Raw genomic sequence first — 24,377 nt, 5'->3', positions numbered from 1 at the left:
CCGTGGAGACCGGTATGGGGCGGCTCGTGGGCCGCGGGGTGGCGTGCGCGCTCGTGGGCGCGCTCGTCGGGCTCGTCGGCACGGTCGCGCACCGGGCGCACCTCCTGGGCGTCGACCTCCCGGACGGGGCCGGGCTCGGCATCGTGCTCGCCCTGCTCACCGTCCTCGCGGCGGCCACCCTGGCCCGCGCCTGGGGCGGGATGGCGGGTCTCCTGGGCTTCGGCATCGGGTGGGTCGTCGTCGTGCAGCTCCTCTCGCTGCAGGGTCCGGGTGGCGACGTGCTCGTGCCGGCCGAGCCCGTGGGGTACGTCTGGATCTACGGGGGCATGCTCGTGGTCGCCGCGGCGGCCTTCCTGCCCCGGTCGTGGTTCAGCGACCGCCCGGTCCGCACGGCCCAGCACGGGCGTCCCACCAGGCACGACGGACCCGAGAACCCCCTCGCGTCCCGCTAGTATTCGCCGTGCGGATCCCCGCACACCCCTCGTCGTCGCGCGGACCGCCGCGCGCCTTTCGTCACGGAGACAGTGGATGGGTCAGCCGACCGACCGAGACGCCGATCTCGACTCCCCTCAGGACGCCGTGCCGGAGCCCGCCGAGACGGTCGAGCCCGCGGCTCCCGAGACGGCGTCCGGCCCCGACGCGCAGCGTGCCGACGCGTCCGGCGACGTCGCCCCGGTCGCTCCCACGCCGACGGACGAGTCCACGAGCGCGTCGACGGACGAACCGACGGGCGCGCCGACGGACACCGCCCCGGACGGCCCCGCGCCTGCGGACCACGGTCCTGAGGGTGCCGGCGCGGCCGAGCCCGGCCCCGTACCCGGCGCGACCCCGGCGGGCGACGCGCCGGCCACCGGTGCAGCCACCGCCGACGCGTCCGAGGCCGGCTCTCCCGCGGCGGGGAGCCGCCCGGAGGTCGCCTCCTCGGAGCCGCTCGTCACCTCGGAGTCTGTCGCGGTCCCCGAGCAGACGGCCGCGACCCCCGAGCGGACGGCCGCGCTCCCCGAGCAGACGGCCGAGACCCCCGAGCGGACGGCCGCGCAGCCCACCGCCGCCTCGGAGCAGGGCTCCGCGGTGCCGGACGCCGCGAGCCCGGCACCCGCCTCGTCGTCGGACGCCGTGGACGCGAGCCCGGCCACCCACGCCACGCCCGCAGCTCCGGCGGACGAGGCACCCGCCGAGACCCGCGCGACGACCGTGACGGACGCGGACGCCGGTGCTTCGGCGAGCGCCGCCCTCGAGCCCGACGCCCAGGACACCCCGGTCGAGAGCGGTCCGGACGCGTCCGTCGCGGAGTCGCCCGTCGCGGGTGCGTCCGCGCTGGGCGGGTCGACGGCCGACCCGACCGAGGCGAGCGGCGCGCCGACGTCGACCACCCCCGACGCGCCGGTCGCCGGCGCTGCCGGGAGCCCGGCCCTCGTCGGCACCCCGGACGGCGGCCCCACGGCCGAGAGCAGCCCGCGGACGGTCGGCGCTCCGGGCGGCAGCGACGCGGACGAGGCCGACGAGGAGCCGTACGTCCCGCGCGTGTTCGCGTTCGACCCGGACGTCCCGGCGGTGCTCGTCCCCGCACCGGGTGCCCAGGCCGACGCCCCGGCCGCCCAGGCCACGGGCACCGCCGACCGGGAGGCCCCGGCGCCCGTCGCCCACACCTCGGTCCCCCCGGACTCCACGACCTCGGACGACACGGCCGCGGACGCGACGGCCGCGAGCAGCGCGACAGCTGACGACCCGACGTCGGCCGACCGGTCGGCCGACGCGACCGGGGGAGGCCCGGCCGACGAGAGCACGGCCGAGCGGACCACCGTCGTGCCCGTGAGCTCCGCGCCGGCGGGCGACCAGGGCCGACCCGCGGACGAGGGGAGCGACGCCGCGCCCGACGCGACGCGGGTGATCCCGCCCGTCGACCCGTGGTCGCGGCCCGCGCCCGTCGTGCGCACGTCGATCCTGTCTCCCGCGTCCCCCGACGAGTCGGCGAGCCCGGCGCCGGTCGCCGCCGGCGCGACCGCTCCGGCGGAGGCCCCGGCCGAGGGCTTCGGCGCGACGGCGCAGGCGGTCGCCGCGGGGACCGCCGCACCGAGCGCGTTCACGCCGGTCCCGCCCGACGACTCGCGCGAGGCCTCGCCCTTCGAGGGCTTCGACGAGGACGGGCCGCGGCGCGGCTGGGCCCGCGGGCTGCTGTGGACGGGGATCGCCGTCCTGGTCCTGGGCGGCCTGTACACCGGCGCCCAGTGGTTCTACTCCGACAAGGTCCCGAGCGGGACGAGCGTCGCCGGCGTCGACGTCGGTGGCCTGTCCCGGACGGCGGCCGAGGACCGGCTCGAGTCGGAGCTCGGGCCGCGCGCGGCCGAGCCGATCACGCTCGCCGCGGGCGAGGCGAGCACGACGCTCGACCCGGCGACGGCGGGCCTGACCTTCGACGCCGCGGGCACGGCCGAGGAGCTCACGTCGTTCTCGATGAACCCGGCGCGCCTGTGGCAGCACCTGTTCGGCGGCAAGAACGCGGAGCCGCTGGTCACGGTCGACGACGCGGCCCTCGACGCCCAGGTCGAGGCGCTGCGCGGCAGCCTGGAGATCGAGCCCGTGGACGGGGCCGTGCAGTTCGTCGACGGCGCGCCCACGAGCACGCCTGCCGCGGACGGCTCGGCGCTCGTCACGGACGAGGTGCCCGCGACCATCACGGAGAGCTGGCTCGTCACCGACGGGCCGGTCGAGCTGCCCACCGAGCCCGTCGAGCCCACGATCACGCAGGACGAGACGGACGCCGCGCTCGCCCTGGCGGAGAAGGTCGTGTCCGCGCCCGTCGTCGTCTCCGTCGGCGGCCAGTCGCCGGAGCTGCCCCCCGAGGCGCTCGCCGCGGCCGCCTCCTTCGCGGCGACGGACGGCGTCCTCACCCTGACCTTCGACGGCCCGGCGCTCGTGCAGTCCGTGGTCGACCGGACGAACGACCTGCTCACCGCGGCCGACGACGCGCACTTCGTCTTCCGGGACGGAGTGCCGGTGATCGAGGGCGGCCAGCCCGGCACGACGATCGACCCGGCGGCCATCGCGACGGCCGTCACGACGGCCGCCTCGGGCGACGAGCGCACGGCGACGGTCGAGCTCGTCGAGTCGGACCCGGAGCAGTCGGTCGCGGCGCTCGAGGCGCTGGGGATCAAGGAGAAGGTGTCGGAGTTCTCGACGCCCGTCCCCAACGTCCCCGTCCGCACCGCGAACCTGCAGCGCGGGGCGGAGAAGGTGAACGGGACGCTCGTCAAGCCGGGGGAGACCTTCTCGCTCGTCGACACGCTCTCGCCCATCACGCTCGAGGGCGGCTACTACGCGGCCGGCATCGTCGAGAGCGGGCGGCACACCGAGGGCGTCGGCGGCGGCCTGTCGCAGATGGCCACCACCACGTACAACGCGGGGTTCTTCGCGGGGCTCGAGGACGTCGAGCACCGCCCGCACAGCTACTGGTTCGAGCGCTACCCCGCGGGCCGCGAGGCGACGATCTTCGTGGGCTCGATCGACATGAAGTTCAAGAACGACACCCCGTACGGCGTCCTCATGCAGTCCTGGGTCGGCGGCGGCCAGCTGCACGTCGCGGTCTGGAGCACCAAGTACTACGACGTCGAGACGTCGTCGAGCGGCAAGTCGAACGTGGTCCAGCCGACGACGGTCACGCACTCGGGCGCCGACTGCGCCCCGACGCCCGCGGGCAGCCCGGGCTTCTCCATCACGAACTACCGCAAGGTCTACCGCGAGGGCGAGCTCGTCAAGGACGAGTCCTACCGGTGGACCTACAAGCCGGACAACGCGGTCGTCTGCGAGTAGACCCGGTCCACCCACGAACCACGGAGGTCCCATGCTCGGACGCAGCGAACGGGAGTCGGGAGCGCAGGCGCTGCTCGCGGCCACGGCGGCGGGATGGGTCGACGGCGACCCGACGGAGGCGCTGCTCGACCTCGGGTCGACGACGGCGACGCTGTCGACCGTCGCGAGCATCGACGCGCTGGCCGCCGTCGTGCACCTGGGCCACCCGGCGCAGCCGTCGCACGAGCTCGAGCGCGCGCTGCTCGCGGCGCCGCCGTCGCTCGTGCTGACCGGCGCGTCGGCGGTGCCGTCGCAGTGGGTCTGGGTCGGCCGGTCGACGGCGGCCCGCGACCTGACGGGGCACGTGGTGGTCGACGAGGCGGGCATGCGCGACCGGCGCCACGTGCTGCGCACGATGGGCGTCAGCCCGTCGCTCGTCCCGACCCGCACCACGCTGGAGGAGCGGGTCGCGCTCGCCGGCGCCGACGGCAGCCTCGTCGTGGAGCGCTCGGTGGCCCGCGGGCCGCTCGCTGCGCTCGGCTACGCCGAGCTCCCGGGGAGCGAGCTCCTCGGCGAGGGCGCGCCCGTCTGGTACGGGCTGCTGGAGAGCCGCGACGCGGCGCCTCGGGCGGAGGGCGTCGCCCAGGTGTGGCTCGCGTTCGGGCCCCGGGACGACCACCGCGGCTCGCTCCAGGAGACGCTCGCGCTCGTCGCAGCCGCCGGGATCGACCTCCAGCACCTGCGCAGCCACCGCTCGCAGGCGGGGCCGCACATCTTCTTCTGCGCGTTCTCGTGCCCTGACGCGACGACGCTCGACGCGCTCGTCGCGGGGTTCGGGGAGCGGGGCGTCGCGCACCGGGTGCTCGCGGTCCTGCCCGGGCAGGAGTTCGTGCCCGGCCCGGACGCGCTCGAGCCGCGCTGGGCGACCGCCCCCGACCCCGTCCACGCGTGAGCGTCGGGTACCTCGGCCCCGAGGGGTCGTTCACCCACCAGGCGGCGGCCGCGTGGTCGGCCGAGCACGGCCCGGTGGATGCCGGGCTCGCGGCCCGCGAGACCGTCGCAGACGTGTTCGCGGGCGTGGCCGCGGGCGTGCACGAGCGGGGCGTCGTCGCGATCGAGAACACGGTCGAGGGGTACGTCGTGCCTTCGCTCGACGCGATCGTCGGGAGCGCGAGCGTCGTCGCGGTCGACGAGGTCGTGCTCGACATCTCGTTCGACGCGTTCGCGCGACCGGGCCACGGCGACCTCACCGAGGTGACGGCGCACCCGCACGGGCTCGCGCAGTGCCAGGGCTTCGTGCGCCGGACGGGCCTCGCCCCGGTCGCGGCGTCGTCGAACGCCGCGGCGTGCCGCGACGCCGGCCCGCACCAGGTCGCCCTCGGCCCGACGATCTGCGGTGAGCTCTACGGCCTGGAGACGGTCGAGCGCGCGGTCGAGGACTTCGCGGGCGCGCGCACCCGGTTCCTCGTGCTGGCGCCGCGCGCGGAGGCCGCCGCGGCGCTCGGCCGGGCGCGCAGCGGCGGCGAGACGGCGTGGCGCACGATGCTCGCGGTGACGCCCGTCGTCACGGGACCGGGGGTGCTCGCGCGCATCACCCAGTCCTTCGGCGCGCGGCGCGTCAACCTCTCGAGCCTCATCACCCGCCCGCTCAAGGCGGTCGCGGGCACCTACGCGTTCGTCCTCGTGGTCGACGGCGCGCCCTGGGACGCGCCGGTGCGCGCGGTCCTGGAAGACCTCGTCGGGGCCGGGGACGCGCTCAAGACGCTCGGGGTCGTCCCGGCGCGCGGCGAGCTCGACGGGTCGGTGCGCGCCGACGTCGACGCCGCCCACGTCCCGGTCGGGAGCGTCGACGCGTCGACCGGCGCGGCGGGCCTCGCGACGGGGCTCCTGTGGTGAGCGCCGCGGGTGCCCCGCCGGAGCCTGGAACGTCCCGCTCGGCGGTCCGGGTCGGCGTCGTCGGCCTCGGTCTCGTCGGCGGCTCGGTCGCCCGGATCCTGCACGACCGCGGGGTCGAGGTGACCGGCTACGACGCCACGGCGACCACGCGCGCGGCGGCGCGGGCTGCCGGTCTGCGTGTGGTCGGCGACGTCGCGGAGGTCTGCGCCGACGAGCCGGACGTCCTCGTGCTCGCCGTGCCGCTGCGCGCCATGCGGGCGGTGGCGGCCGACGTCGCCCGGCACGTGCGGGGCGCGACGGTCGTGACGGACGTCGGGAGCGTCAAGGGCGCGGTGCGCGACGCCGTCCGGTCCGCCGGGCTCGACGCCCGGTACGTCGGGGCGCACCCCATGGCCGGGACGGAGCACTCGGGCTTCGAGGCGTCGGACCCCGCGATGCTCGCGGGCGCGCGCTGGGCCGTGACGGTGGACGCGACCACGCGACCGGACGCGTTCACGAGCGTGCTGCGGCTCGTCACGGGCCCGCTCGGCGGCACGGTGCACGTGCTCACCGACGACGTCCACGACGAGTCCACCGCGCTGGTCAGCCACGTCCCGCACGTCCTGGCCACCGAGCTCCTGGGCGTCGTCGCCGACGCGCCCGTGCGCGACGTCGCGCTGGGCCTCGCCGCGGGCAGCTTCCGCGACGCGACGCGCGTGGGGCGCACCGACCCGCGCCGGACCGAGGCCATGGTCACGGACAACGCCGCGTGGGTGGCGTCCGCGCTGCGCGTCGTCGTGCGCGACCTCGAGCAGCTCGTGCGCGCGCTGGAGACCAACGCGCCCGTGGGGGAGTTCTTCGACAGGCCCGACCCGGTGCGCGCCGCGACGGGCGGCACCGGCGAGCCCGTGCGCGTCGACCTCGACGACGCGGGCACCTGGCGCGAGACGCTCACCGCCGCGGGGGCCCGCGGCGCCGTCGTCGTGGACGTCGAGGACCGGGCGGTCGTCGTCGCCTGAGCGGCCGCCCGCCGGGTCTGGGCGTCGCCCGCGGGTCACGTCGTCGCCGGGCCCCGTCCCCGGGCCCCGTCGACCGGTCGTCCGTCGGGCCCGGTCGTCAGTCCGGGCGCGACGCGGGCCGTCGCGGGGGCCGCGGCGGGACGGGCTTGCCGGCCACGATCGCGTCGAGCGGCACGGAGACCAGGGGAGGGGCGTCGTCGCGCGGGCCGTGGCCGCGGTGCGGCGGGGCGCTGCCGCCCGCGTCCTCGCGCAGCACGAGCGTGGTCGCGGTGGTCTCCACGACCACCCCGATCACGTCGGTGAGGGGCTTGCCCGCAGCGGCGGCGTCGTCGGGCGAGAGCCTGCGGCGGACGACGACCCGCGTCCCCGGCGCCCACGTCGTCCAGGGCGAGTCGGGCACGGGGCGGCTCCTCGGGTCGTGTGACGTTCGTCCACGGGCTGGTCAGGGAGGGTCGGGCACCGCCCGACCTGAGCGATACTAGTCGTGCATGCCCCTGTCATGACCTCGCCCCTCGCCGGGCCGGGTCCGGACGAACCCAGAAAGGTACTCGGTCGTGACTTACGTGATCGCCCAGCCGTGCGTGGACGTCAAGGACAAGGCGTGCATCGAGGAATGTCCTGTCGACTGCATCTACGAGGGCAAGCGGTCGCTCTACATCCACCCGGACGAGTGCGTCGACTGCGGCGCGTGCGAGCCGGTCTGCCCCGTCGAGGCGATCTACTACGAGGACGACGTGCCGACGGAGTGGAGCGACTACTACCGCGCCAACGTCGAGTTCTTCGACGACCTCGGCTCGCCCGGCGGTGCCGCGAAGATGGGTCTCATCGAGAAGGACGACCCGATGATCGCCGCCCTGCCGCCGCAGGCCTGAGCCTCCGGCGCCGGCGCTCGTGGGACTCGCCGACCTCTCCGGTCTCGCCTATCCCTGGGACACGCTGACCCCGTACGCGGAGCGCGCGCGAGCGCACCCCCGCGGCGTGGTCGACCTCTCCATCGGCACGCCGGTGGACCCGACCCCCGCCGTGGTGCGCGACGCGCTCGCCGCCGCGTCCGACGCGCACGGCTACCCGACGACGCACGGGACGCCCGCCCTGCGCGAGGCGGTCTCCGCGTGGTTCGCCCGCCGTCGCGGCGTCCCCGGGCTCGACCCCGACGCCGTGCTCCCCACCGTCGGGAGCAAGGAGCTCGTGGGGCTGCTGCCCTCGCTCCTGCGGCTCGGGCCGGGCGACGTCGTCGTGCACCCGCGGACGGCGTACCCCACCTACGACGTCGGCGCGCGCCTGGCGGGCGCGACGCCCCTCGCCACGGACGACGTGGACACGTGGGCCGGGCGCGACGACGTGCGCCTGGTCTGGGTCAACTCGCCGAGCAACCCGACGGGCCGGGTGCTCGATGCCGCGCACCTCGCGCGCGTCGTCGCCGCGGCCCGCGAGATCGGCGCGGTCGTCGCGAGCGACGAGTGCTACGCGGAGCTCGCGTGGACCGAGCCCTTCACGACGACCGGTGTCCCGAGCCTGCTCGACCCGGCGGTGTGCGGCGGGTCGCACGACGGCCTGCTCGTCACCTACTCGCTCTCCAAGCAGTCGAGCATGGCGGGCTACCGCGCGGCGTTCGTCGCCGGGGACGCGGCGCTCGTCGCGGACCTGCTCGCGACGCGCAAGCACCTCGGCATGATCGTCCCCGCGCCGGTCCAGGCCGCGATGGTCGCGGCCCTGTCCGACGACGCGCACGTCGCCGCGCAGCGCGACGTCTACGCGCGCCGCCGCGAGGTGCTCGTCGACGCCCTCACGGGCGCGGGCCTCGTGATCGACCACTCCGAGGCGGGCCTCTACCTGTGGACGCGGCCCGCCGACGAGGCGGCCGGCGACTGCTGGCTGACGGTCTCCGCCCTCGCGGACCGGGGCATCCTCGTCGGGCCCGGGGCGTTCTACGGGACGGAGGGCACGGGGCACGTGCGCGTCGCCCTCACCGCGACCGACGAGCGGGTCCACGAGGCCGCGGCTCGACTCTCCGGAGGCCTCCCGCTGGCGTGACCTGGATCACAGCGGGTGTGGTGTTCTCGTGACGGTTCCTGATTGGTCACGTGCGGGTGAGGCGGGGTACGGTCGACCGCGCGGCAACGGCGCGAGCAGCAGCAGGAAGGGAACCATGACCACCACTCAGCAGGCGAAGGTCCGCCTCCTCGTCGACGACCAGGCGCAGGACCTGCCCGTGGTCGCGGCGACCGAGGGCAACGACGGCATCGTCGTGTCCTCCTTGCTCAAGTCGACCGGCCTCGTGACCGTCGACCCCGGCTTCATGAACACCGCGTCGTGCGAGTCGAGCATCACGTACATCGACGGCGAGGCCGGCATCCTCCGGTACCGCGGCTACCCGATCGAGCAGCTCGCCGAGCGGTCGAGCTTCCTCGAGGTCGCCTACCTCCTCATCCACGGCGAGCTCCCCGACGCGGCGACGCTCGACGCCTTCGTCGAGCGCGTCAACCGGCACACGCTCGTGCACGAGGACTTCCGCACGTTCATGGGCACGTTCCCGCGCAACGCGCACCCCATGGCGGTGCTGTCGTCCGCGATCAACGCGCTGTCCACGTTCTACCCCGAGTCCCTCGACCCGTTCGACGACGAGACGGTCGAGCTCGCGACGGTCCTGCTCCTCGCGAAGTCGCGCACCATCACGTCGTACCTGCACCGCCGCCGCGTCGGCGAGCCGCTGCTCTACCCGGACTACTCGCGCGGTTACGTCGACGACTTCCTGCGCATGACGTTCGCGACGCCGTACCAGCAGTACGAGGCCGACCCGGTCGTCGTCGACGCGCTCGACAAGCTGCTCATCCTGCACGCCGACCACGAGCAGAACTGCTCGACGTCGACGGTGCGCGTCGTCGGGTCCTCGCACGCGAACCTCTACGCGTCCGTCGCGGCCGGGGTCAACGCGCTCTCGGGCCCGCTGCACGGCGGCGCGAACGAGTCGGTGCTCACCATGCTCGACAAGATCGCTGGCGCGGAGTACGACGTCGACACCTTCATGAAGAAGGTGAAGAACAAGGAGGACGGCGTCCGCCTCATGGGCTTCGGCCACCGGGTCTACAAGAACTACGACCCGCGCGCGGCGATCGTCAAGAAGTCGGCCGACGCCGTGCTCTCCACCCTCGGCAAGAAGGACCAGCTCCTCGACATCGCCATGGGCCTCGAGGAGATCGCGCTCAACGACGACTACTTCATCGAGCGCAAGCTCTACCCCAACGTGGACTTCTACACGGGCCTCATCTACAAGGCCATGGGCTTCTCGCCCGCCATGTTCACGCCGCTCTTCGCGCTGGGCCGCATGCCCGGCTGGATCGCGCAGTGGCGCGAGATGATGAAGGACCCGCAGACCAAGATCGGACGCCCGCGCCAGGTCTACGTCGGCGAGACCGAGCGCGACTACGTCGCCGTCTCCGACCGCTGACGATCCCTCCTCCGGACGCCGCGCCCCTCACCTCCCGGTGAGCGGCGCGGCGTTCGTCGTCGGCCCCGTCGGCGACCCGGCGTCGGGACCGACGACGGTCGGTCAGGACGCGTCGGGGACAGCGACGTGGACGCGCAGGGTGCCCGGCTCGAGCGGCGCGAGGTCGGCCGGGTCGAGGGTCGTCCACGTCGAGCCGTCGCGCGACCAGCGGCGGTCGCCGACCTCGACGGCGACGACGTTCGTGGCGTCCGCCGTCGCGACGGCCCACTGGGCGACGGCCCATGCCGACCGCTCGACGCCGCCGTCCTCCGCGGCGCCGGGGAGCGCGGACGCGTCGACCACGGCCAAGCCCCCGTCCCCGCCGTCCGACGGCGCGACGCGGACGGCGTCGCCGAGGTCGCGCGCGGCGCGCTCCCGGAACGGCTCGGCGGGGTCGCCGTCGGCCGGGACCTCCTCCGCCGGGACCGCCGCGAGGTCGCACGTGAGCGACGCGGGCGACCAGCCGGTCAGCGCGGACGCCCACGCGCGCGAGCGGGGCTCGTGCTGCGCGTACGCGTCGGGGAACGCGGACCGCTGGACGGTCTGCGCGGCGACGGTGACCTCCATGCCCTCGTAGCCCTCGACCGTCTCGAGCACGTCGTAGAACGTGTTGGTCGAGTAGACGGGGTCCATGATCTCCGCGACGGTTCCCCACCCCTGCGAGGGGCGCTGCTGGAACAGACCGACGGAGTCGCGGTCGCCGTAGTCGATGTTGACGAGCCGCGACTCCTGCAGCGCGGTCGCGAGCCCGATGGTCGCGGCGCGGGCGGGCAGCCCACGCCGCACGGCAGCCCCGCTGATGAGAGCCGCGTTGTCCGCCTGCGTCACGGAGAGGTACCACGTGCGGCCGTCGGCGGTCGCGGCGCAGCGCTCCGCGACGGGTGTCGCGTCGTCGAGCCGGTTGAGCGCGACCACGACCGCGCCGACGCCCACCGCGGCCACCGTGACGAGGGTGACCGCGGTGCGCAGGGGGCGTCGGCGCCGCCGGGCACGCCCCGGCGCCGGGGCGTCGGGGGAGCGCGGGGGCTGCGTCGTCGTCATCGTCGAGGCGGGGCGTGCTCGCGAGGGCCGGTCAGTTCGCGTGCAGCGCGGCGTTGAGCTCGACGCCCGCGCCGGTCCGCGAGACCGCCTCGACCCCGCCGGTCAGCGAGTTGCGCCGGAAGAGGATGCCGGACCGGCCGGCGAGGTCGCGCGCCTTGACGACGAGCGGCTCGCCCGAGGCGTCCTGCTGCCCGACGACCGTCACCTTGGTCCCCGCGGTGACGTACAGGCCGGACTCCACGACGCAGTCGTCGCCGAGCGGGATGCCGAGGCCCGCGTTGGCGCCGAGCAGCGAGCGCTGCCCGACCGAGATGACCTCGCGGCCGCCACCGGAGAGGGTGCCCATGATCGACGCGCCGCCGCCCACGTCGGAGCCGTCGCCCACGACGACGCCCGCCGAGATGCGACCCTCGACCATCGACGTGCCGAGCGTGCCCGCGTTGAAGTTCACGAAGCCCTCGTGCATCACGGTCGTGCCGGCCGCGAGGTGCGCCCCGAGGCGCACGCGGTCCGCGTCGGCGATCCGGACGCCCGACGGCACGACGTAGTCCACCATGCGCGGGAACTTGTCGACGCCGAGCACGGTCACGGGCTGGCCGGTCGCGCGCAGGCGCAGGCGCGTCTCCTCGAAGCCGTCGACGGCGCACGGGCCGTGGTTCGTCCACACGACGTTCGTCAGCACGCCGAAGAGGCCGTCGAGGTTCAGGCCGTGCGGCACGACGAGGCGGTGGGAGAGCAGGTGCAGGCGCAGGTAGGCGTCGGCGGTGTCGGCGGGGGCGGCGTCGAGGTCGACCTCGGTCCGCACCACGACGACGTCCACGCCGCGCAGCTCGTCGCGCTCCGCGAGCGCAGCGAGGGACGCGGGGACGGCGGCGTCCGCCGGGGCGGCGCCGAGCGCCGGCGCGGGGTACCAGACGTCGAGGGTCGTGCCGTCGTCGGTGACGGTCGCCAGGCCGAAGCCCCACGCCGTACGCGGCTCGGACGCGCCCGCCGAGGGGGCGGGCGCGGGGGTCGCAGAAGTCATGCGCCCCACCCTATCCGCCGCCGGTAGGGTGCTGGCGTGACCTCTCCCACCCCTGGCACCGGACCTGTGCTCGACCTCCACGGCGACCTCGTCGCCCTGTTCCGCGCGGTGTGCGACGTGCCGTCCGTGAGCGGGGACGAGCGCGCGCTCGCGGACGCGGTCGAGGCCGCGCTGCGCACGGTCGCGCACCTGGAGGTCGTCCGCGACGGCGACACGGTCGTCGCGCGCACGGCGCTCGGCCGGGAGCGGCGCGTCGTCGTCGCGGGCCACCTCGACACGGTGCCGCTCACGGTCCCGCCGAACCTGCCGACGCGCGTCGTCGGCGAGGGCGCGCACGCCGAGGTCTGGGGCCGCGGCACGGTCGACATGAAGGGCGGCGTCGCCGTCGCGCTGGCGCTCGCGGCGGAGCTCGACGCCCCGGCGCAGGACGTCACGTGGGTCTTCTACGACAACGAGGAGGTCGCCGCGGACCTCAACGGGCTCGGGCGCCTCGCGCGCAACCGCCCGGACCTGCTGGAGGCGGACTTCGCGGTGCTCGGGGAGCCCACGTCGGCCGGCCTCGAGGGCGGGTGCAACGGGACGCTGCGCGCCGAGGTGCGCGTGCCGGGCGTCGCGGCCCACTCCGCGCGCTCCTGGACGGGGACCAACGCGATCCACGCCGCGCACGAGGTGCTGGACCGCCTGGCCGCGTACGTCCCCCAGGAGATCGAGGTCGACGGCCTCGTGTACCGGGAGGGGATGAACGCCGTCGGCATCACGGGGGGCATCGCGGGCAACGTCGTGCCCGACGAGTGCGTCGTCACGGTGAACTTCCGGTTCGCCCCCTCCCGCAGCGTGGCCGAGGCCGAGCAGCACGTCCGCGACCTCTTCACCGGGTTCGCGGTCACCCTCACCGACGCCGCGCCCGGTGCGCGGCCCGGTCTCGACGACCCGCTCGCGGCGGACTTCGCGGCGGCCGTCCTCGGCGTGACCGGCGGGGCACCGGCCCCGAAGTACGGCTGGACCGACGTCGCGCGCTTCGCCGAGCTCGGCGTCCCGGCGGTGAACTTCGGCCCCGGGGACCCGCTGCTCGCGCACAAGGACGACGAGCGGTGCCCCGTCGGGCAGCTCGCGCTGTGCCGCGACGCGCTCCGTGCGTGGCTGACGGCCACCCCTGCGGCATAGGCTCGTGACCATGAGCGACACGGTGCGTGACCAGCAGGGTTCCGACGACGGCGTGCCCCAGACGGGCACCGGGTACCGCAAGGGGCCGGTGCTGCTCCGCGGCGACCAGATCCCCGGCCAGACGACGGACCAGCGCCTCCTCGACTCGCGCGGCAACGCGGACTGGGTGCACTCCGACCCGTGGCGCGTGATGCGCATCCAGAGCGAGTTCGTCGAGGGTTTCGGCGCGCTCGCGGAGGTCGGCCCGGCCGTCTCCGTGTTCGGCTCGGCGCGGACCAAGCCGGACCACGCCGACTACGCGCTCGCCGAGGACGTCGGTCGCCTCCTGGTCGACGAGGGCTTCGCGGTCATCACGGGCGGCGGCCCCGGCATCATGGAGGCGGCCAACAAGGGGGCGTCGGAGGCGGGCGGCCTGTCGATCGGGCTCGGGATCGAGCTGCCGTTCGAGCAGGGCATGAACCGCTACGTCAACCTCGGCGTGAACTTCCGCTACTTCTTCGCCCGCAAGACGATGTTCGTCAAGTACGCGCAGGGCTTCGTGGTGCTGCCGGGCGGGTTCGGCACGTTCGACGAGCTGTTCGAGGCGCTCACGCTCGTCCAGACTCACAAGATCACCGAGTTCCCCGTCGCGCTCGTCGGGACGGACTACTGGACCGGCCTGCTCGACTGGGCGCGGACCGCCGTCGTGGGGCGCGGGATGATCAGCGAGCACGACCTCGACCTGGTCCACCTGTGCGACGACCCGGCCGAGGCCGTCGAGTACGTGTGCGACCGCGGCGCCGAGCTGCGCGCGGAGGAGCGCGAGGCGACGGAGGAGCTCGTCCGGGCGCAGGCCGGCGACGCGAGCTGACGGGCGCGGCGCGATGACCGCAGGTCCCGGCGCGCCCGGCTCCGGCGCGGGCGAACCGGGGTCGCACCCGCCCGAGGGCGCGCCCGTCCCGCTGCCGCCCCTCGGGGTGCCGCCGCGCGGCACCTCGCTCGTGCTGCGCGGGCGCGAGCTCGGCCGGCCCGCCGTGATGGCCATCGTCAACCGCACCGACGACTCCTTCTACGCCGGGGCGCGCCAGCTCGACGACCGCCAGGCGCTCGCCGCCGTCGAGCGCGCGGTCCGCGAGGGCGCCGAGATCCTCGACGTGGGCGGCGTGCGCGCCGGGGTCGGCCCGGAGGTCACCCCGGCGGAGGAGATCCGCCGCGTCGTCCCGTTCGTCGCCCGCGTGCGGTCGGAGTTCCCGGACCTCCTCGTCAGCGTGGACACGTGGCGGGCGGACGTCGCGCACGAGGCGGCGCTCGCGGGCGCGGACCTCGTCAACGACACGTGGGCCGGGCACGACCCGCGGCTCGTCGAGGTGGCCGGGCAGCACGGGATCGGGGTGGTGTGCTCCCACACCGGGGGAGCGCGGCCGCGCACGGACCCCGTCCGCGTCGCCTACCCTGCCCGCCCCGGAGCGGCCGACCCGCGCGACGGCGTCGTGCAGGACGTCGTGACGACGCTGCGGGCCGCGGCCGAGCGGGCGGTGTCGTGCGGCGTCCCGCGCGCGTCGGTGCTCGTCGACCCGACCCACGACTTCGGCAAGAACACGTGGCACTCGCTGCACCTGCTCCGCCGCACCGAGGTGCTCGCGGGGCTCGGCTTCCCGCTCCTCATGGCCCTGTCGCGCAAGGACTTCGTGGGGGAGACGCTCGACCTCCCGGCCGACGAGCGACTTGAGGGCACGCTCGCGGCGACGGCGGTCGCCGCGTGGCTCGGCGCGCGCGTCTTCCGCGCGCACGACGTGGCGGCGACGCGCCGCGTCCTCGACCTGGTCTCCGCCGTCCGCGACGAGACGGCCCCGGCAGCGGCCCTGCGGGGCCTGGCGTGACGACGCCGCGCACGGCCGCCCTTCCCGCGGCGCGGGCGCGGCTGCTGCGGCCCGCCACCTGGCGGTGGTGGGTGCAGGTGCTCGTGGTCTACGCCCTGGCCCGGGCGGTGAGCGCCGTCGTGCTGCTCGTCGCCGCGCGGTCCCAGGAGCAGAACCTGTGGACCGACGCCGCGCCCTCGTACTTCGCCTACGTCGCCCGGATGTGGGACGCGAGCTGGTACGAGCAGATCTACTCCTCCGGCTACCCGGACACGCTCCCCGTGGGCCCCGACGGCGCCGTGCAGCAGAACGTGTGGGCCTTCTTCCCGCTCTTCCCCGCGCTCGTCCGCGCGCTCGACGCCGTCACGGGGCTCGGCTGGGAGGTGCTCGCACCGACGCTCGCGCTCGCGTGCGGGGCGGGCGCGGTGCTCGTCGTCCATCGGCTCGTCGCGACGGCCGGGGCGGCCGCCGTCGAGCGGCGCCCGGGCCTGCCGCTCGCGACGGTGCTGCTCGTCAGCGTCTTCCCCTCCAGCCCGGTCCTCCAGGTCGCGTACACCGAGTCGCTCGCCCTGCTCCTCGTGGCCGGTGCGCTGCTCCTGCTCGCGCGGCGCCGCTACGCCGGGGTGGCGCTCCTCGTCGCGCTCCTCGGCTTCTGCCGCGCGGTCGCGCTGCCGATGGCGGCGGTCGTGCTGTGGCACGGCTTCGTGCGGTGGCGCCGCGGTGACCTGCGCGGGCCCGACGCCGCCCGGCTGGGCGGGCTGCTCGTCGTCGCCCTCGCGAGCGGGCTCGTGTGGCCCTGGCTGTGCGGCGCGGTCACGGGCGTGCACCAGGCGTACTTCCGCACCCAGGAGGCCTGGCGCGGCGGCGCGGAGGTCGTGCCGTTCGTGCCGTGGGTGGACGTCTCGCGGTGGCTCGCGGGCGACGCCGGCCCGTGGCTCCTCGCGCTCGTGCTCGTGGTGGCCGCCGCGCTCGTGCTCAACCCGGTGGCGGCGCGTCTCGGCCCGGAGATGCACGCGTGGTCCGGGGCGTACCTGGCGTACCTCGTGGCGACCGTCCAGCCGGGCACGTCGCTCGTGCGCTTCCTCCTGCTCGCGTTCCCGCTCGGCGCGGTGACGGCCGGGTGGACGCGGTCGCGCGCGTGGCTCGCGGCGGTGACCGTCGCGTGCGTCGTGGGTCAGGTGTGGTGGGTCTGGTCGCTGTGGCGGCTGGTCCCGCCGTCGGGCTGGCCGCCGTGACCGGGACGCCCCGGATGTCGGCACGCGTGAACTAGACTGTCCCCCGGGCGTCGTCCGAGGTCGGACGCCCCTCCTCGCGCGTGCGGGGTGGACTCGGGACAAACGGAAATGGAGTGCCATCGATGGCTGCGATGAAGCCGCGGACGGGTGACGGACCGCTGGAGGTCACCAAGGAAGGGCGAGGCATCGTCATGCGGGTCCCGCTCGAGGGTGGCGGGCGTCTGGTGGTCGAGCTCAACGCGACCGAGGCCAGCGAGCTGGGTGAGGCGCTCCAGGCCGTGGTGGGCTGATTGCCCGCACGTGAGCGCCGGGTCTCCGGAACCTCGGAGATCCCGCGCGCGCTGCCGGAGGTGGTCGGTGCACGGGGCGCGCTGAGCGACGCCCCGCTCGTCGACGAGGCACAGGCCGACGCGGTCGTGGTCGCCGTCGCGCCGCCGCGCGAGGCGGAGGACGGGCTGCAGCCGCGCGCCGGCACGGTCGACGCGACCCTGCGGTACGGCGTCGACCTCGCCGGGCTGGCCGAGCGTGCGGGCGGCCCGGGCTTCCGCGGCGCGGCCGGCGAGGTCGTGCGCGTGGACCTGCCGCGCGCGCACGTCGGGTCCACGACCCGGCTGCCGTGGGCGGGCCTGCCGCCCCGCCTCTTGCTGCTCGGCGTGGGCGCCGGCACCGCGACGGACCTGCGCCGCGCCGGTGCCGCGCTGGCCCGTGCGTCCCGCGGCCTCGATCGGGTCGTGAGCGCCGTGACCGCGGACGCCGGGGCGGCCGAGGTCCGCGCCTACGTCGAGGGCTACCTGCTCGCCGCGTACGCCCAGCCGCGTCGCGGCGACGCGCCCGCCGGCGCGCAGGACGCCGCCGCGCAGCTCGTGCTGCTCACGCCGCCCGACCGTCCCGACGTGGCGGCACCGATCGAGGCGGCGACCCGCGCGGCCGCCGCGACGTGGCTCGTGCGCGACCTCGCGAACACACCGTCCGACGTCAAGGACCCGGCCTGGTTCGCCGACCGCGCCCTCGGGCTGGCCGACGCGCTCGGCCTCGACACCACCGTCCGCGGCCCCGCCGAGCTCGCCGCCGACGGCTTCGGCGCGCTCCTCGCCGTGGGCGCCGGCTCGGCGCGCGGGCCCCGGCTCGTCACCGTCACGTACGACCCCGCGGACCACGGCGTGACCCCGGCGACGGACCGCTCCGCGCCGCGGCACGTGGTCGTCGTCGGCAAGGGCATCACCTACGACACGGGGGGCCTGTCCATCAAGCCGCGCGAGGCGATGGTGCCCATGAAGACCGACATGGCGGGCGCCGCCGTCGCGCTCGCCGTCGTGCTCGGGGCCGCCCGGGCCCGCTCGGACCGGCGCGTCACCGCCGTGCTGCCGCTCGCGGAGAACCACGTCGGCGCGGCGTCGTACCGTCCCGGTGACGTGCTGCGCACGTGGTCGGGGCGCACGGTCGAGGTCGCGAACACGGACGCCGAGGGCCGGCTCGTCCTCGCCGACGCCGTCGGGTACGCCGTGCAGGAGCTCGCTCCCGACGTGCTCGTCGACGTCGCGACGCTCACCGGCGCGGCGAGCGTGGGCCTGGGTCGTGGCCACGGAGCCCTGTTCGCCACCGACGACGGGGTCGCCGACGTGCTCCAGGACGCCGCCCGCACGACGGGCGAGCAGGTGTGGCGCATGCCGCTCGTCGAGGACTACGCGGGTGCGCTGCGCTCCGACGTCGCCGACCTGCGGCACGTCCCTGTCGAGAGCCCCGGCGGTGGGGCCATCACGGCCGCGCTGTTCCTGCGGGAGTTCGTGGGCGACGTGCCCTGGGCCCACCTCGACGTCGCGGGACCGGCGCGCGCTACAGCCGACCGGCACGAGGTCGTGGCCGGGGCGACGGGCTTCGGTGCCCGGCTGCTGCTCGAGGCGCTCGACCGGCTCTGATCTCGGCCGGCTCTGACCTCGGCCGGCTCTGACGCGGCGGGTCAGCGGCGGACGGCGAGCAGGAGGCCGTCGCCGCTGGGCAGCAGCGCCGGCAGCACGCGCTCGTCGGACCGGAGCGACCGGCCGACCTCGCGCACGATCGTCGTGACCTCGTCGCGCCGTGCGGGGTCGGCGACGCGGTCGTGCGAGAGCGCGCCGTCGACCGCCAGCACGCCGCCGGGCCGCAGGAGGCGCAGCCCCTGCTCCACGTACTCGGGGTAGCTGTGCTTGTCGGCCCCGACGAGGACGAGGTCGTACGCGCCGTCGGTGAGGCGGGGGAGCACGTCGCTCGCGCGGCCCGGGATCGTGCGCGTGCGGGACGCGGGCACGCCCTCCTCCGCGAACGCCGCCTTCGCCGCGCGCTGGTGCTCGACCTCGACGTCGATCGTCGTCAGCACGCCGTCGGCGGGCATGCCGCGCAGGAGCCAGATCGAGGCGACGCCCGTGCCCGTGCCGATCTCGACGACCGCGCGGGCCGCGAGGGACGCGGCCAGGACCTGGAGCACGGCCCCGACGCCCGGGAGGACCGCGGGGCAGCCGAGCTCGGCCGCGCGGTCGCGCGCCCGCAGGAGGACCTCGTCCTCGGGGACGAACTCCTCGCTGTACACCCAGCTCGCCGCCTTGGCGCTGCGGTGGGTGCCGACGTCGCTGGTGATCAGGTCCTCCTGGTGGTCCGTCGTCCGGCCCCGGGGGCCGGGCCGGCACTGTCTCGGATCGTACCCGCCCCCTCCCACGCCGGCCCGTTCCCGCGCCGCGTGCGTGTGCACGGGCCGTGGACGTCGCGCGCACGTCCCGCGCGAGCCGGGGAACACGCGCCGAGGGCGGGACGTTCTTCTGGGACGATGGACCACGTGGACGACGCACGACCGAGGACCAGCACGCACGGCCAGCAGGACGCGGGCACGTGGGTGCCGCCGTCGTGGGACTCGATCGTGCGCGAGCACTCGGCGCGGGTCTACCGGCTGGCCTACCGCCTCACCGGCAACCGTCAGGACGCGGAGGACCTCACGCAGGAGACGTTCGTCCGGGTGTTCCGCTCGCTGTCGAGCTACACCCCGGGCACGTTCGAGGGCTGGCTCCACCGGATCACGACGAACCTGTTCCTCGACCAGGTCCGGCGCAAGCAGCGCATCCGGATGGAGGCCATGGGCGACGACGACGGGCACTACCCGGCGCGCGCCGAGGCCCAGCCGGAGCGCGGGTTCGAGCACGCGAACCTCGACCGCGACGTGCAGCGCGCGCTCGACGCGCTCTCGCCCGAGTACCGGGCCGCCGTCGTGCTGTGCGACATCGAGGGCCTCTCCTACGAGGAGATCGCCGTCACGCTCGGCATCAAGCTCGGCACGGTCCGCTCGCGGATCCACCGCGCGCGCTCCCAGCTCCGCGCCGCCCTGCCGCACCGCGACCCCGCCGAGCGTCCGGCGTCGGACGACGCACCGACCGCCGTGGGCGCGCGGGGGGCGGCGTGACCCATCTCGGCTCGCGGCTCTCCGCGCTCGTCGACGGGCAGCTGTCGCCCGCCGAGGCGGAGCGCGCCCTGGAGCACGTGGCGTGCTGCCCGCGGTGCGCGGCGGAGCTCTCCGCGGCCCGGGCGGCCCGGCGCGCGCTGAGCGCGGCCGGGCCGGTGGAGCCGGCGCCGGACCTCGCCGCGCGCCTGCTCGCGCTGTCCGCCCAGATCCCGCCGACGGACGGCGACCCGCTGCGCGCGGCGCCCGCGCCGAGCGACCCTTGGGCCACGCCCGCGACGCTCCCGCGCGGCGCGTGGAGCGGCGAGGTGCGCCGCGGCTCGCTCCGGCGGCGGGTCGTCGGTCTCGTCGTCGGCGGCGTCGGCGTCGCGGCGGTCGGCCTCTTCGCGCTCGGGGAGAGCCCGCTCGTCACGCCGGACCTGCACCGCAGCGACCCGCTCACCGTGCTCGCGCAGGCCGCGCCCCGGGCCACGGGCGCGCTCGTCGTCGGCGGCGCGCGGACCGACGGCCTGGACGGCGGGTCGGGCGGGGGGACGGTCGCCGACGGCGGCGCGTCCGCCCTCGCGGCGCTCGCCGCGCAGGGCTGGACCTGCCCGACGCCGCTCCCCGAGGGATTCCGCGTGGCCGACGTGCGCGACGACGCGCGGCGCGGCGTGCTGGAGATCGACCTCGAGGCGCCGGGTGGGGAGGCGGTCGTGCGCGAGCAGACCGGCCTGCTGGACACGTCGGCGCTCGCGGGCGGCGAGACGTGGGACGTCGACGGGCGCCGCGTGCACGTGCTGTCCGAGGCCCCGTGGCACGTCGTGTGGCAGTCGGGCGACACGGTGATCGACGTCGTCGCCGACACCGAGCAGGAGACGGTCGCCGCCCTCGTGGCGGCGTTCCCGGCCCGTGACTACGATGCCGGGGTCCCGGCGCGCATCTCCCGGGGCTGGACGACCATGACAGGAGCGCTCGGCACCTCATGACCGACCCCCAGACCGGACCGGAGCAGCCCGGTCCGCGCGACGCCGCGCCGAACCCGTTCGCGCCGCCGTCGGCCTACCGCAGCGTGCCCGTCCCGCCGTCCGCCGAGGCGCCACGGCTCACCGAGGGCGCTGCGTCGGGCCACGCCGCGCCCGCGTACGGTCCGGGACCGGTCCCGCCGCCGCCTGCGGTGCCCGCGCCTGCGGAACCCTCGACCGCGGCGCCCACGGACCCCTGGGAGCGGCTGAGCGCGTTCGGCCAGCCCGAGGCGCCGACGCGCCCGGGCGGGTCCGTCGACCCGACCCTCGTGGGCGTGCCCCGCGGACCCGCCGGCACCGCCCCGCGACGCGGCCTGCGCCCGGCCGCCGTCGCGGGCGTCGCGGTGCTCGCGCTCGTCGCGGGCGCCCTCGGCGGCGTCGCGGCCGACCGCCTCGCCGACCCGCAGCCCTCCGGCTCGTCCGTCTCGGCGCTGCCGCCCGCGAGCGTCGAGCCCGGCGCGGACCGCCCCGACGGCTCGGTGGCGGACATCGCGGCGACCGTGCTGCCCAGCGTCGTCTCGCTCCAGGTCCGCGGGGCCGACGGCGTCGCGACCGGATCGGGCTTCGTGCTGCGGGAGGACGGCTTCATCCTCACGAACAACCACGTCGTCGCGTCGGCCGCCGACGGCGGCGACATAGTCGTGCTCTTCTCCGACGGGCACGAGAGCCCGGCCGAGCTCGTCGGGCGGACGGTCGACTACGACCTCGCGGTCGTCAAGGTCGAGGACTCGGGCCTCACGCCGCTCGCGCTCGGCGACTCCGACGAGGTGGTCGTCGGGGACCCGGTGGTGGCCATCGGCGCGCCGCTCGGGCTCAACGGGACCGTGACCACGGGGATCATCAGCGCGCTCAACCGCCCGGTCCAGGCGGGTGCCGCGGCGGAGACGGCGTTCATCAACGCGATCCAGACGGACGCCGCGATCAACCCCGGCAACTCCGGCGGCCCGCTCGTCGACGGCCGGGGCCAGGTGGTCGGCATCAACTCGGCCATCGCGCAGCCGCCCGGGAGCGGCGAGGCCACCGGGAGCATCGGGCTCGGGTTCGCCATCCCGTCGAACCAGGCCCGCCGGACCGCCGAGCAGCTCATCGCCGACGGCGTCGCGACGTACCCGGTGATCGGCGTGCTCCTCGACCAGCGCTACCAGGGCGAGGGCGTGCAGGTCTCGACCGACGCGCAGTCCGGGACGCCCGCGGTGACGCCCGACGGCCCGGCGGACGCCGCCGGGATCCGGCCGGGAGACGTGATCCTGTCCATCGACGGCCGGCCCGTCACCGAGTCGGACGAGCTCATCGTCGCGATCCGGGCGAAGGCGCCGGGGGACGCGGTGACCCTGCGTGTGCGGACCGGCGACCAGGAGCGCGACGTGCGCGTCGTCCTCGACGAGGCCACGAGCGAGTAGTCTGTCGGCGTGTTCGGGATCAACGGAGCCGAGTTCGTCGTGCTCCTCATCGTGGCGGTCGTCGTCATCGGTCCCGAGCGCCTGCCGCGCTACGCGGAGCAGCTCGGGGCGTTCGTGCGGTCCGCGCGGGGCTACCTGCGCGACGCGAAGTCGCGCGTGGACGCGGAGCTCGGCGAGGAGCTGTCCGACGTCGACTGGGCCAAGCTCGACCCGCGCCAGTACGACCCGCGCCGGATCGTCCGCGAGGCCCTCCTGGACGACGACCCCCTGCCCGAGCGCGTCTCCCCGCCCCGCCCGGCCGCACCCGTCGCGCCGACGGGGCCCGCCCCGTTCGACGACGAGGCCACCTGACCCCGTCGTCCGACCGCGGTACGACGGCGATTCGTTCCGGCGCCCGAGCACCTGTCAGAATGGGGCAATGTCCATCGAGGCGACGCACATCGGTCCGGCACCGGTCCCGGAGACCACGCAGGAGCCCGGGAGCCCGACGGGCACCCGGCCACGGATCCTCTCGGGCATGCAGCCCACCGAGGACTCGCTGCAGCTCGGGAACTACATCGGTGCGCTGCGCCAGTGGGTCTCCCTCCAGGACGCGTACGACGCCCTGTACTGCGTCGTCGACCTCCACGCGCTGACGGTCAACCCGGACCCGGAGCGGCTCCGCGAGCGCACCCGCCGCACGGCCGCCCAGTACCTCGCCGGCGGCGTGGACCCGGACCGCTCGGCGCTGTTCGTCCAGTCGCACGTGCCGCAGCACGCCGAGCTGTCGTGGGTGCTGTCGTGCCAGACGGGCTTCGGCGAGGCGGGCCGCATGACCCAGTTCAAGGACAAGTCCGCGAAGCAGGGCGCCGACGGCACGACCGTCGGGCTGTTCACGTACCCCGTGCTCATGGCGGCCGACATCCTGCTCTACGACGCGGCGCTCGTACCGGTCGGCGAGGACCAGCGTCAGCACCTCGAGCTCACCCGCGACCTCGCGGAGCGGCTCAACGCCCGCTTCGGCGACGGGACCGCCGTCGTGCCGGAGGCCCACATCGTCCGGTCGGTCGCGAAGATCTACGACCTCCAGGAGCCGACGGCGAAGATGAGCAAGTCCTCGTCCAACGGCAAGGGCGTCATCTGGCTGCTCGACGACCCGAAGGTCGCCGCCAAGCGGATCCGGTCGGCTGCGACCGACTCCGGCACGGAGATCCGCTACGACCCGGTCGCCAAGCCCGGCGTGTCGAACCTGCTGACCATCTACTCGGCGCTCACGGGGCGGGACGTCGAGGCCATCGCCGCCGAGTACGACGGCCAGGGCTACGGGCGCCTCAAGGTGGACCTGGCGGACGTCGTCGTCGACTTCCTCGTGCCGTTCCAGGAGCGCGCGAACACCTACCTGGCGGACCCGGCCGAGCTCGACGCGGTGCTCGCGCGCGGCGCGCAGAAGGCCCGCGAGATCGCGGCCGGCACGCTCGCCCGCGTCTACGACCGCGTCGGCCTGCTGCCCGTGGGCGGGACGACCGCGTGAACCTCCCGGAGCGCGAGCCCCACCAGGTGCGGATCGGCATCGCGATCGAGGTGCCCGAGCCGTTCGCGACGCAGCTCCAGGACGCGCGCGCACGGTTCGGCGACCCGCTCGCGCGGTCGATCCCGCCGCACGTGACGCTCCTCGGCCCGACGGTCCTGGACCGCACCGCGCTCGACACGGCGCGCGCGCACCTGGCCGAGGTCGCGTCGACCGCGGCGCCGTTCCGCCTCCACCTGCGGGGGAGCGCGACGTTCCGGCCCGTCTCGCCCGTGGTGTTCGTCCAGGTGGTCGAGGGCATCGCGGAGTGCGAGCACCTCGAGAGCGCGATCCGCACCGGCCCGCTCGCCCAGGACCTGCGGTTCAACTACCACCCGCACGTGACCGTCGCGCACGAGGTGCCCGAGGCCGCGCTCGACGCGGCGTTCGACCAGATGGCGACCTACGACGCGCAGTTCGACGTCGCCGGCTTCTCGCTCTACGAGCACGGGGACGACGGCGTCTGGCGCCCCGAGCAGGTGTTCCCCCTCGGCGCGGATGCCGCGGGAGCGACCGTCTCGTAGCGTTCGGGGC

24 protein-coding genes are annotated in these 24,377 nt (G+C 75.8%); 20 read left to right on the top strand and 4 right to left on the bottom strand.

Annotated features, from left to right (window positions below; genetic code table 11):
- The first annotated feature begins 2 nt into the window (after positions 1-2).
- The 5 genes from E1O70_RS09050 (at position 3) to E1O70_RS09030 (ending at position 6,683) form a co-directional block, all read left to right on the top strand.
- Positions 3-452, top strand: coding sequence for a hypothetical protein (locus tag E1O70_RS09050; RefSeq protein ID WP_174526024.1), 450 nt, complete (start codon positions 3-5; stop codon positions 450-452).
- A 76-nt stretch (positions 453-528) separates the two neighbouring features.
- Entirely contained in the window at positions 529-3,810 is a 3,282-nt protein-coding gene (locus E1O70_RS20410) for a VanW family protein (protein ID WP_061267633.1), read from the top strand.
- Between the two features lie 31 nt (positions 3,811-3,841).
- Entirely contained in the window at positions 3,842-4,741 is a 900-nt protein-coding gene (locus tag E1O70_RS09040; protein WP_061267634.1) for a hypothetical protein, read from the top strand.
- On the top strand, positions 4,738-5,685 hold the full coding sequence (locus tag E1O70_RS09035) for a prephenate dehydratase (RefSeq protein ID WP_240696653.1): 948 nt from the start codon (positions 4,738-4,740) through the stop codon (positions 5,683-5,685). The genes E1O70_RS09040 and E1O70_RS09035 overlap by 4 nt, the downstream gene beginning before the upstream one ends.
- Entirely contained in the window at positions 5,682-6,683 is a 1,002-nt protein-coding gene (locus E1O70_RS09030; protein WP_061267689.1) for a prephenate dehydrogenase, read from the top strand. Before E1O70_RS09035 ends, E1O70_RS09030 begins: the two co-directional genes overlap by 4 nt.
- A 97-nt stretch (positions 6,684-6,780) precedes the next feature.
- Here the strand turns inward: E1O70_RS09030 and E1O70_RS09025 are convergent, their stop codons facing one another.
- On the bottom strand, positions 6,781-7,083 hold the full coding sequence (locus E1O70_RS09025) for a putative acetyltransferase (protein ID WP_034651460.1): 303 nt from the start codon (positions 7,081-7,083) through the stop codon (positions 6,781-6,783).
- A 154-nt stretch (positions 7,084-7,237) separates the two neighbouring features.
- Between E1O70_RS09025 and fdxA the strand changes: the two genes are divergently transcribed.
- From fdxA to E1O70_RS09010, 3 genes are all read left to right on the top strand, one after another.
- On the top strand, positions 7,238-7,555 hold the full coding sequence (fdxA, locus tag E1O70_RS09020; RefSeq protein ID WP_024841122.1) for a ferredoxin: 318 nt from the start codon (positions 7,238-7,240) through the stop codon (positions 7,553-7,555).
- 19 nt (positions 7,556-7,574) lie between these two features.
- Entirely contained in the window at positions 7,575-8,717 is a 1,143-nt protein-coding gene (dapC, locus tag E1O70_RS09015) for a succinyldiaminopimelate transaminase (protein ID WP_061267636.1), read from the top strand.
- Positions 8,718-8,832: 115 nt separating this feature from the next.
- Positions 8,833-10,131, top strand: a complete 1,299-nt coding sequence (locus tag E1O70_RS09010; protein WP_021482791.1) for a citrate synthase — start codon at positions 8,833-8,835, stop codon at positions 10,129-10,131.
- A gap of 102 nt (positions 10,132-10,233) precedes the next feature.
- Here the strand turns inward: E1O70_RS09010 and E1O70_RS09005 are convergent, their stop codons facing one another.
- On the bottom strand, positions 10,234-11,211 hold the full coding sequence (locus E1O70_RS09005) for a hypothetical protein (protein WP_082774426.1): 978 nt from the start codon (positions 11,209-11,211) through the stop codon (positions 10,234-10,236).
- A gap of 31 nt (positions 11,212-11,242) precedes the next feature.
- Complete coding sequence (gene dapD / locus E1O70_RS09000; RefSeq protein ID WP_061267691.1) at positions 11,243-12,235, bottom strand: 2,3,4,5-tetrahydropyridine-2,6-dicarboxylate N-succinyltransferase; 993 nt, start codon at positions 12,233-12,235, stop codon at positions 11,243-11,245.
- Between the two features lie 36 nt (positions 12,236-12,271).
- Between dapD and dapE the strand changes: the two genes are divergently transcribed.
- The 6 genes from dapE (at position 12,272) to E1O70_RS08970 (ending at position 18,388) form a co-directional block, all read left to right on the top strand.
- Positions 12,272-13,399, top strand: coding sequence for a succinyl-diaminopimelate desuccinylase (dapE, locus tag E1O70_RS08995; protein ID WP_061267637.1), 1,128 nt, complete (start codon positions 12,272-12,274; stop codon positions 13,397-13,399).
- A gap of 10 nt (positions 13,400-13,409) precedes the next feature.
- Positions 13,410-14,249 (top strand): LOG family protein, encoded by an 840-nt coding sequence (locus E1O70_RS08990; protein WP_061267638.1) that lies wholly within the window; start codon positions 13,410-13,412, stop codon positions 14,247-14,249.
- A 13-nt stretch (positions 14,250-14,262) separates the two neighbouring features.
- A complete protein-coding gene (gene folP, locus E1O70_RS08985) occupies positions 14,263-15,258 on the top strand; it encodes a dihydropteroate synthase (protein WP_082774428.1) in 996 nt (331 codons plus the stop codon).
- A complete protein-coding gene (locus E1O70_RS08980; RefSeq protein WP_061267639.1) occupies positions 15,255-16,472 on the top strand; it encodes a hypothetical protein in 1,218 nt (405 codons plus the stop codon). Before folP ends, E1O70_RS08980 begins: the two co-directional genes overlap by 4 nt.
- A gap of 122 nt (positions 16,473-16,594) precedes the next feature.
- Positions 16,595-16,762 (top strand): DUF3117 domain-containing protein, encoded by a 168-nt coding sequence (locus E1O70_RS08975; RefSeq protein ID WP_064506638.1) that lies wholly within the window; start codon positions 16,595-16,597, stop codon positions 16,760-16,762.
- Positions 16,763-18,388 carry a leucyl aminopeptidase family protein gene (locus E1O70_RS08970; RefSeq protein ID WP_061267640.1) on the top strand — a complete coding sequence of 542 codons (1,626 nt, stop codon included), beginning with the start codon at positions 16,763-16,765 and terminating at the stop codon, positions 18,386-18,388.
- Positions 18,389-18,429: 41 nt separating this feature from the next.
- Here the strand turns inward: E1O70_RS08970 and E1O70_RS08965 are convergent, their stop codons facing one another.
- A complete protein-coding gene (locus E1O70_RS08965) occupies positions 18,430-19,035 on the bottom strand; it encodes an O-methyltransferase (RefSeq protein WP_369824879.1) in 606 nt (201 codons plus the stop codon).
- A gap of 243 nt (positions 19,036-19,278) precedes the next feature.
- On the opposite strand from E1O70_RS08965, the gene sigE reads away from it, so the two are divergent.
- The 6 genes from sigE (at position 19,279) to E1O70_RS08935 (ending at position 24,367) form a co-directional block, all read left to right on the top strand.
- Positions 19,279-19,896: an RNA polymerase sigma factor SigE gene (gene sigE, locus E1O70_RS08960; protein ID WP_061267693.1), complete on the top strand. Its 618-nt coding sequence runs from the start codon at positions 19,279-19,281 to the stop codon at positions 19,894-19,896.
- Positions 19,893-20,861 (top strand): zf-HC2 domain-containing protein, encoded by a 969-nt coding sequence (locus E1O70_RS08955; protein WP_061267641.1) that lies wholly within the window; start codon positions 19,893-19,895, stop codon positions 20,859-20,861. The genes sigE and E1O70_RS08955 overlap by 4 nt, the downstream gene beginning before the upstream one ends.
- Positions 20,858-22,297 carry a S1C family serine protease gene (locus E1O70_RS08950; protein WP_061267642.1) on the top strand — a complete coding sequence of 480 codons (1,440 nt, stop codon included), beginning with the start codon at positions 20,858-20,860 and terminating at the stop codon, positions 22,295-22,297. Before E1O70_RS08955 ends, E1O70_RS08950 begins: the two co-directional genes overlap by 4 nt.
- Positions 22,298-22,306: 9 nt before the next feature.
- A complete protein-coding gene (locus E1O70_RS08945) occupies positions 22,307-22,648 on the top strand; it encodes a twin-arginine translocase TatA/TatE family subunit (protein ID WP_034651176.1) in 342 nt (113 codons plus the stop codon).
- 67 nt (positions 22,649-22,715) lie between these two features.
- Positions 22,716-23,807, top strand: coding sequence for a tryptophan--tRNA ligase (gene trpS / locus E1O70_RS08940; RefSeq protein WP_076405236.1), 1,092 nt, complete (start codon positions 22,716-22,718; stop codon positions 23,805-23,807).
- Positions 23,804-24,367, top strand: a complete 564-nt coding sequence (locus tag E1O70_RS08935) for a 2'-5' RNA ligase family protein (protein WP_061267643.1) — start codon at positions 23,804-23,806, stop codon at positions 24,365-24,367. Before trpS ends, E1O70_RS08935 begins: the two co-directional genes overlap by 4 nt.
- The last annotated feature ends 10 nt before the right edge of the window (positions 24,368-24,377 follow it).

Source organism: Cellulosimicrobium funkei (assembly GCF_004519295.1).
GTDB classification, from domain to species: Bacteria; Actinomycetota; Actinomycetes; order Actinomycetales; family Cellulomonadaceae; genus Cellulosimicrobium; species Cellulosimicrobium funkei.
This window is presented reverse-complemented; position numbering and strand designations above follow the sequence as displayed.

What these genes read in the sequence shown, in the direction of transcription:
- E1O70_RS20410 (WP_061267633.1), top strand. Translation starts at nt 529, where the DNA reads ATGGGTCAGCCGACCGACCGAGACGCCGATCTCGACTCCCCTCAGGAC.
- folP (WP_082774428.1), top strand. Translation starts at nt 14,263, where the DNA reads ATGACCGCAGGTCCCGGCGCGCCCGGCTCCGGCGCGGGCGAACCGGGG.
- E1O70_RS08950 (WP_061267642.1), top strand. Translation starts at nt 20,858, where the DNA reads ATGACCGACCCCCAGACCGGACCGGAGCAGCCCGGTCCGCGCGACGCC.
- E1O70_RS08990 (WP_061267638.1), top strand. Translation starts at nt 13,410, where the DNA reads ATGAGCGACACGGTGCGTGACCAGCAGGGTTCCGACGACGGCGTGCCC.
- E1O70_RS09010 (WP_021482791.1), top strand. Translation starts at nt 8,833, where the DNA reads ATGACCACCACTCAGCAGGCGAAGGTCCGCCTCCTCGTCGACGACCAG.
- E1O70_RS09040 (WP_061267634.1), top strand. Translation starts at nt 3,842, where the DNA reads ATGCTCGGACGCAGCGAACGGGAGTCGGGAGCGCAGGCGCTGCTCGCG.
- trpS (WP_076405236.1), top strand. Translation starts at nt 22,716, where the DNA reads ATGTCCATCGAGGCGACGCACATCGGTCCGGCACCGGTCCCGGAGACC.
- dapD (WP_061267691.1), bottom strand. Translation starts at nt 12,235, where the DNA reads ATGACTTCTGCGACCCCCGCGCCCGCCCCCTCGGCGGGCGCGTCCGAG.
- E1O70_RS09005 (WP_082774426.1), bottom strand. Translation starts at nt 11,211, where the DNA reads ATGACGACGACGCAGCCCCCGCGCTCCCCCGACGCCCCGGCGCCGGGG.
- E1O70_RS08975 (WP_064506638.1), top strand. Translation starts at nt 16,595, where the DNA reads ATGGCTGCGATGAAGCCGCGGACGGGTGACGGACCGCTGGAGGTCACC.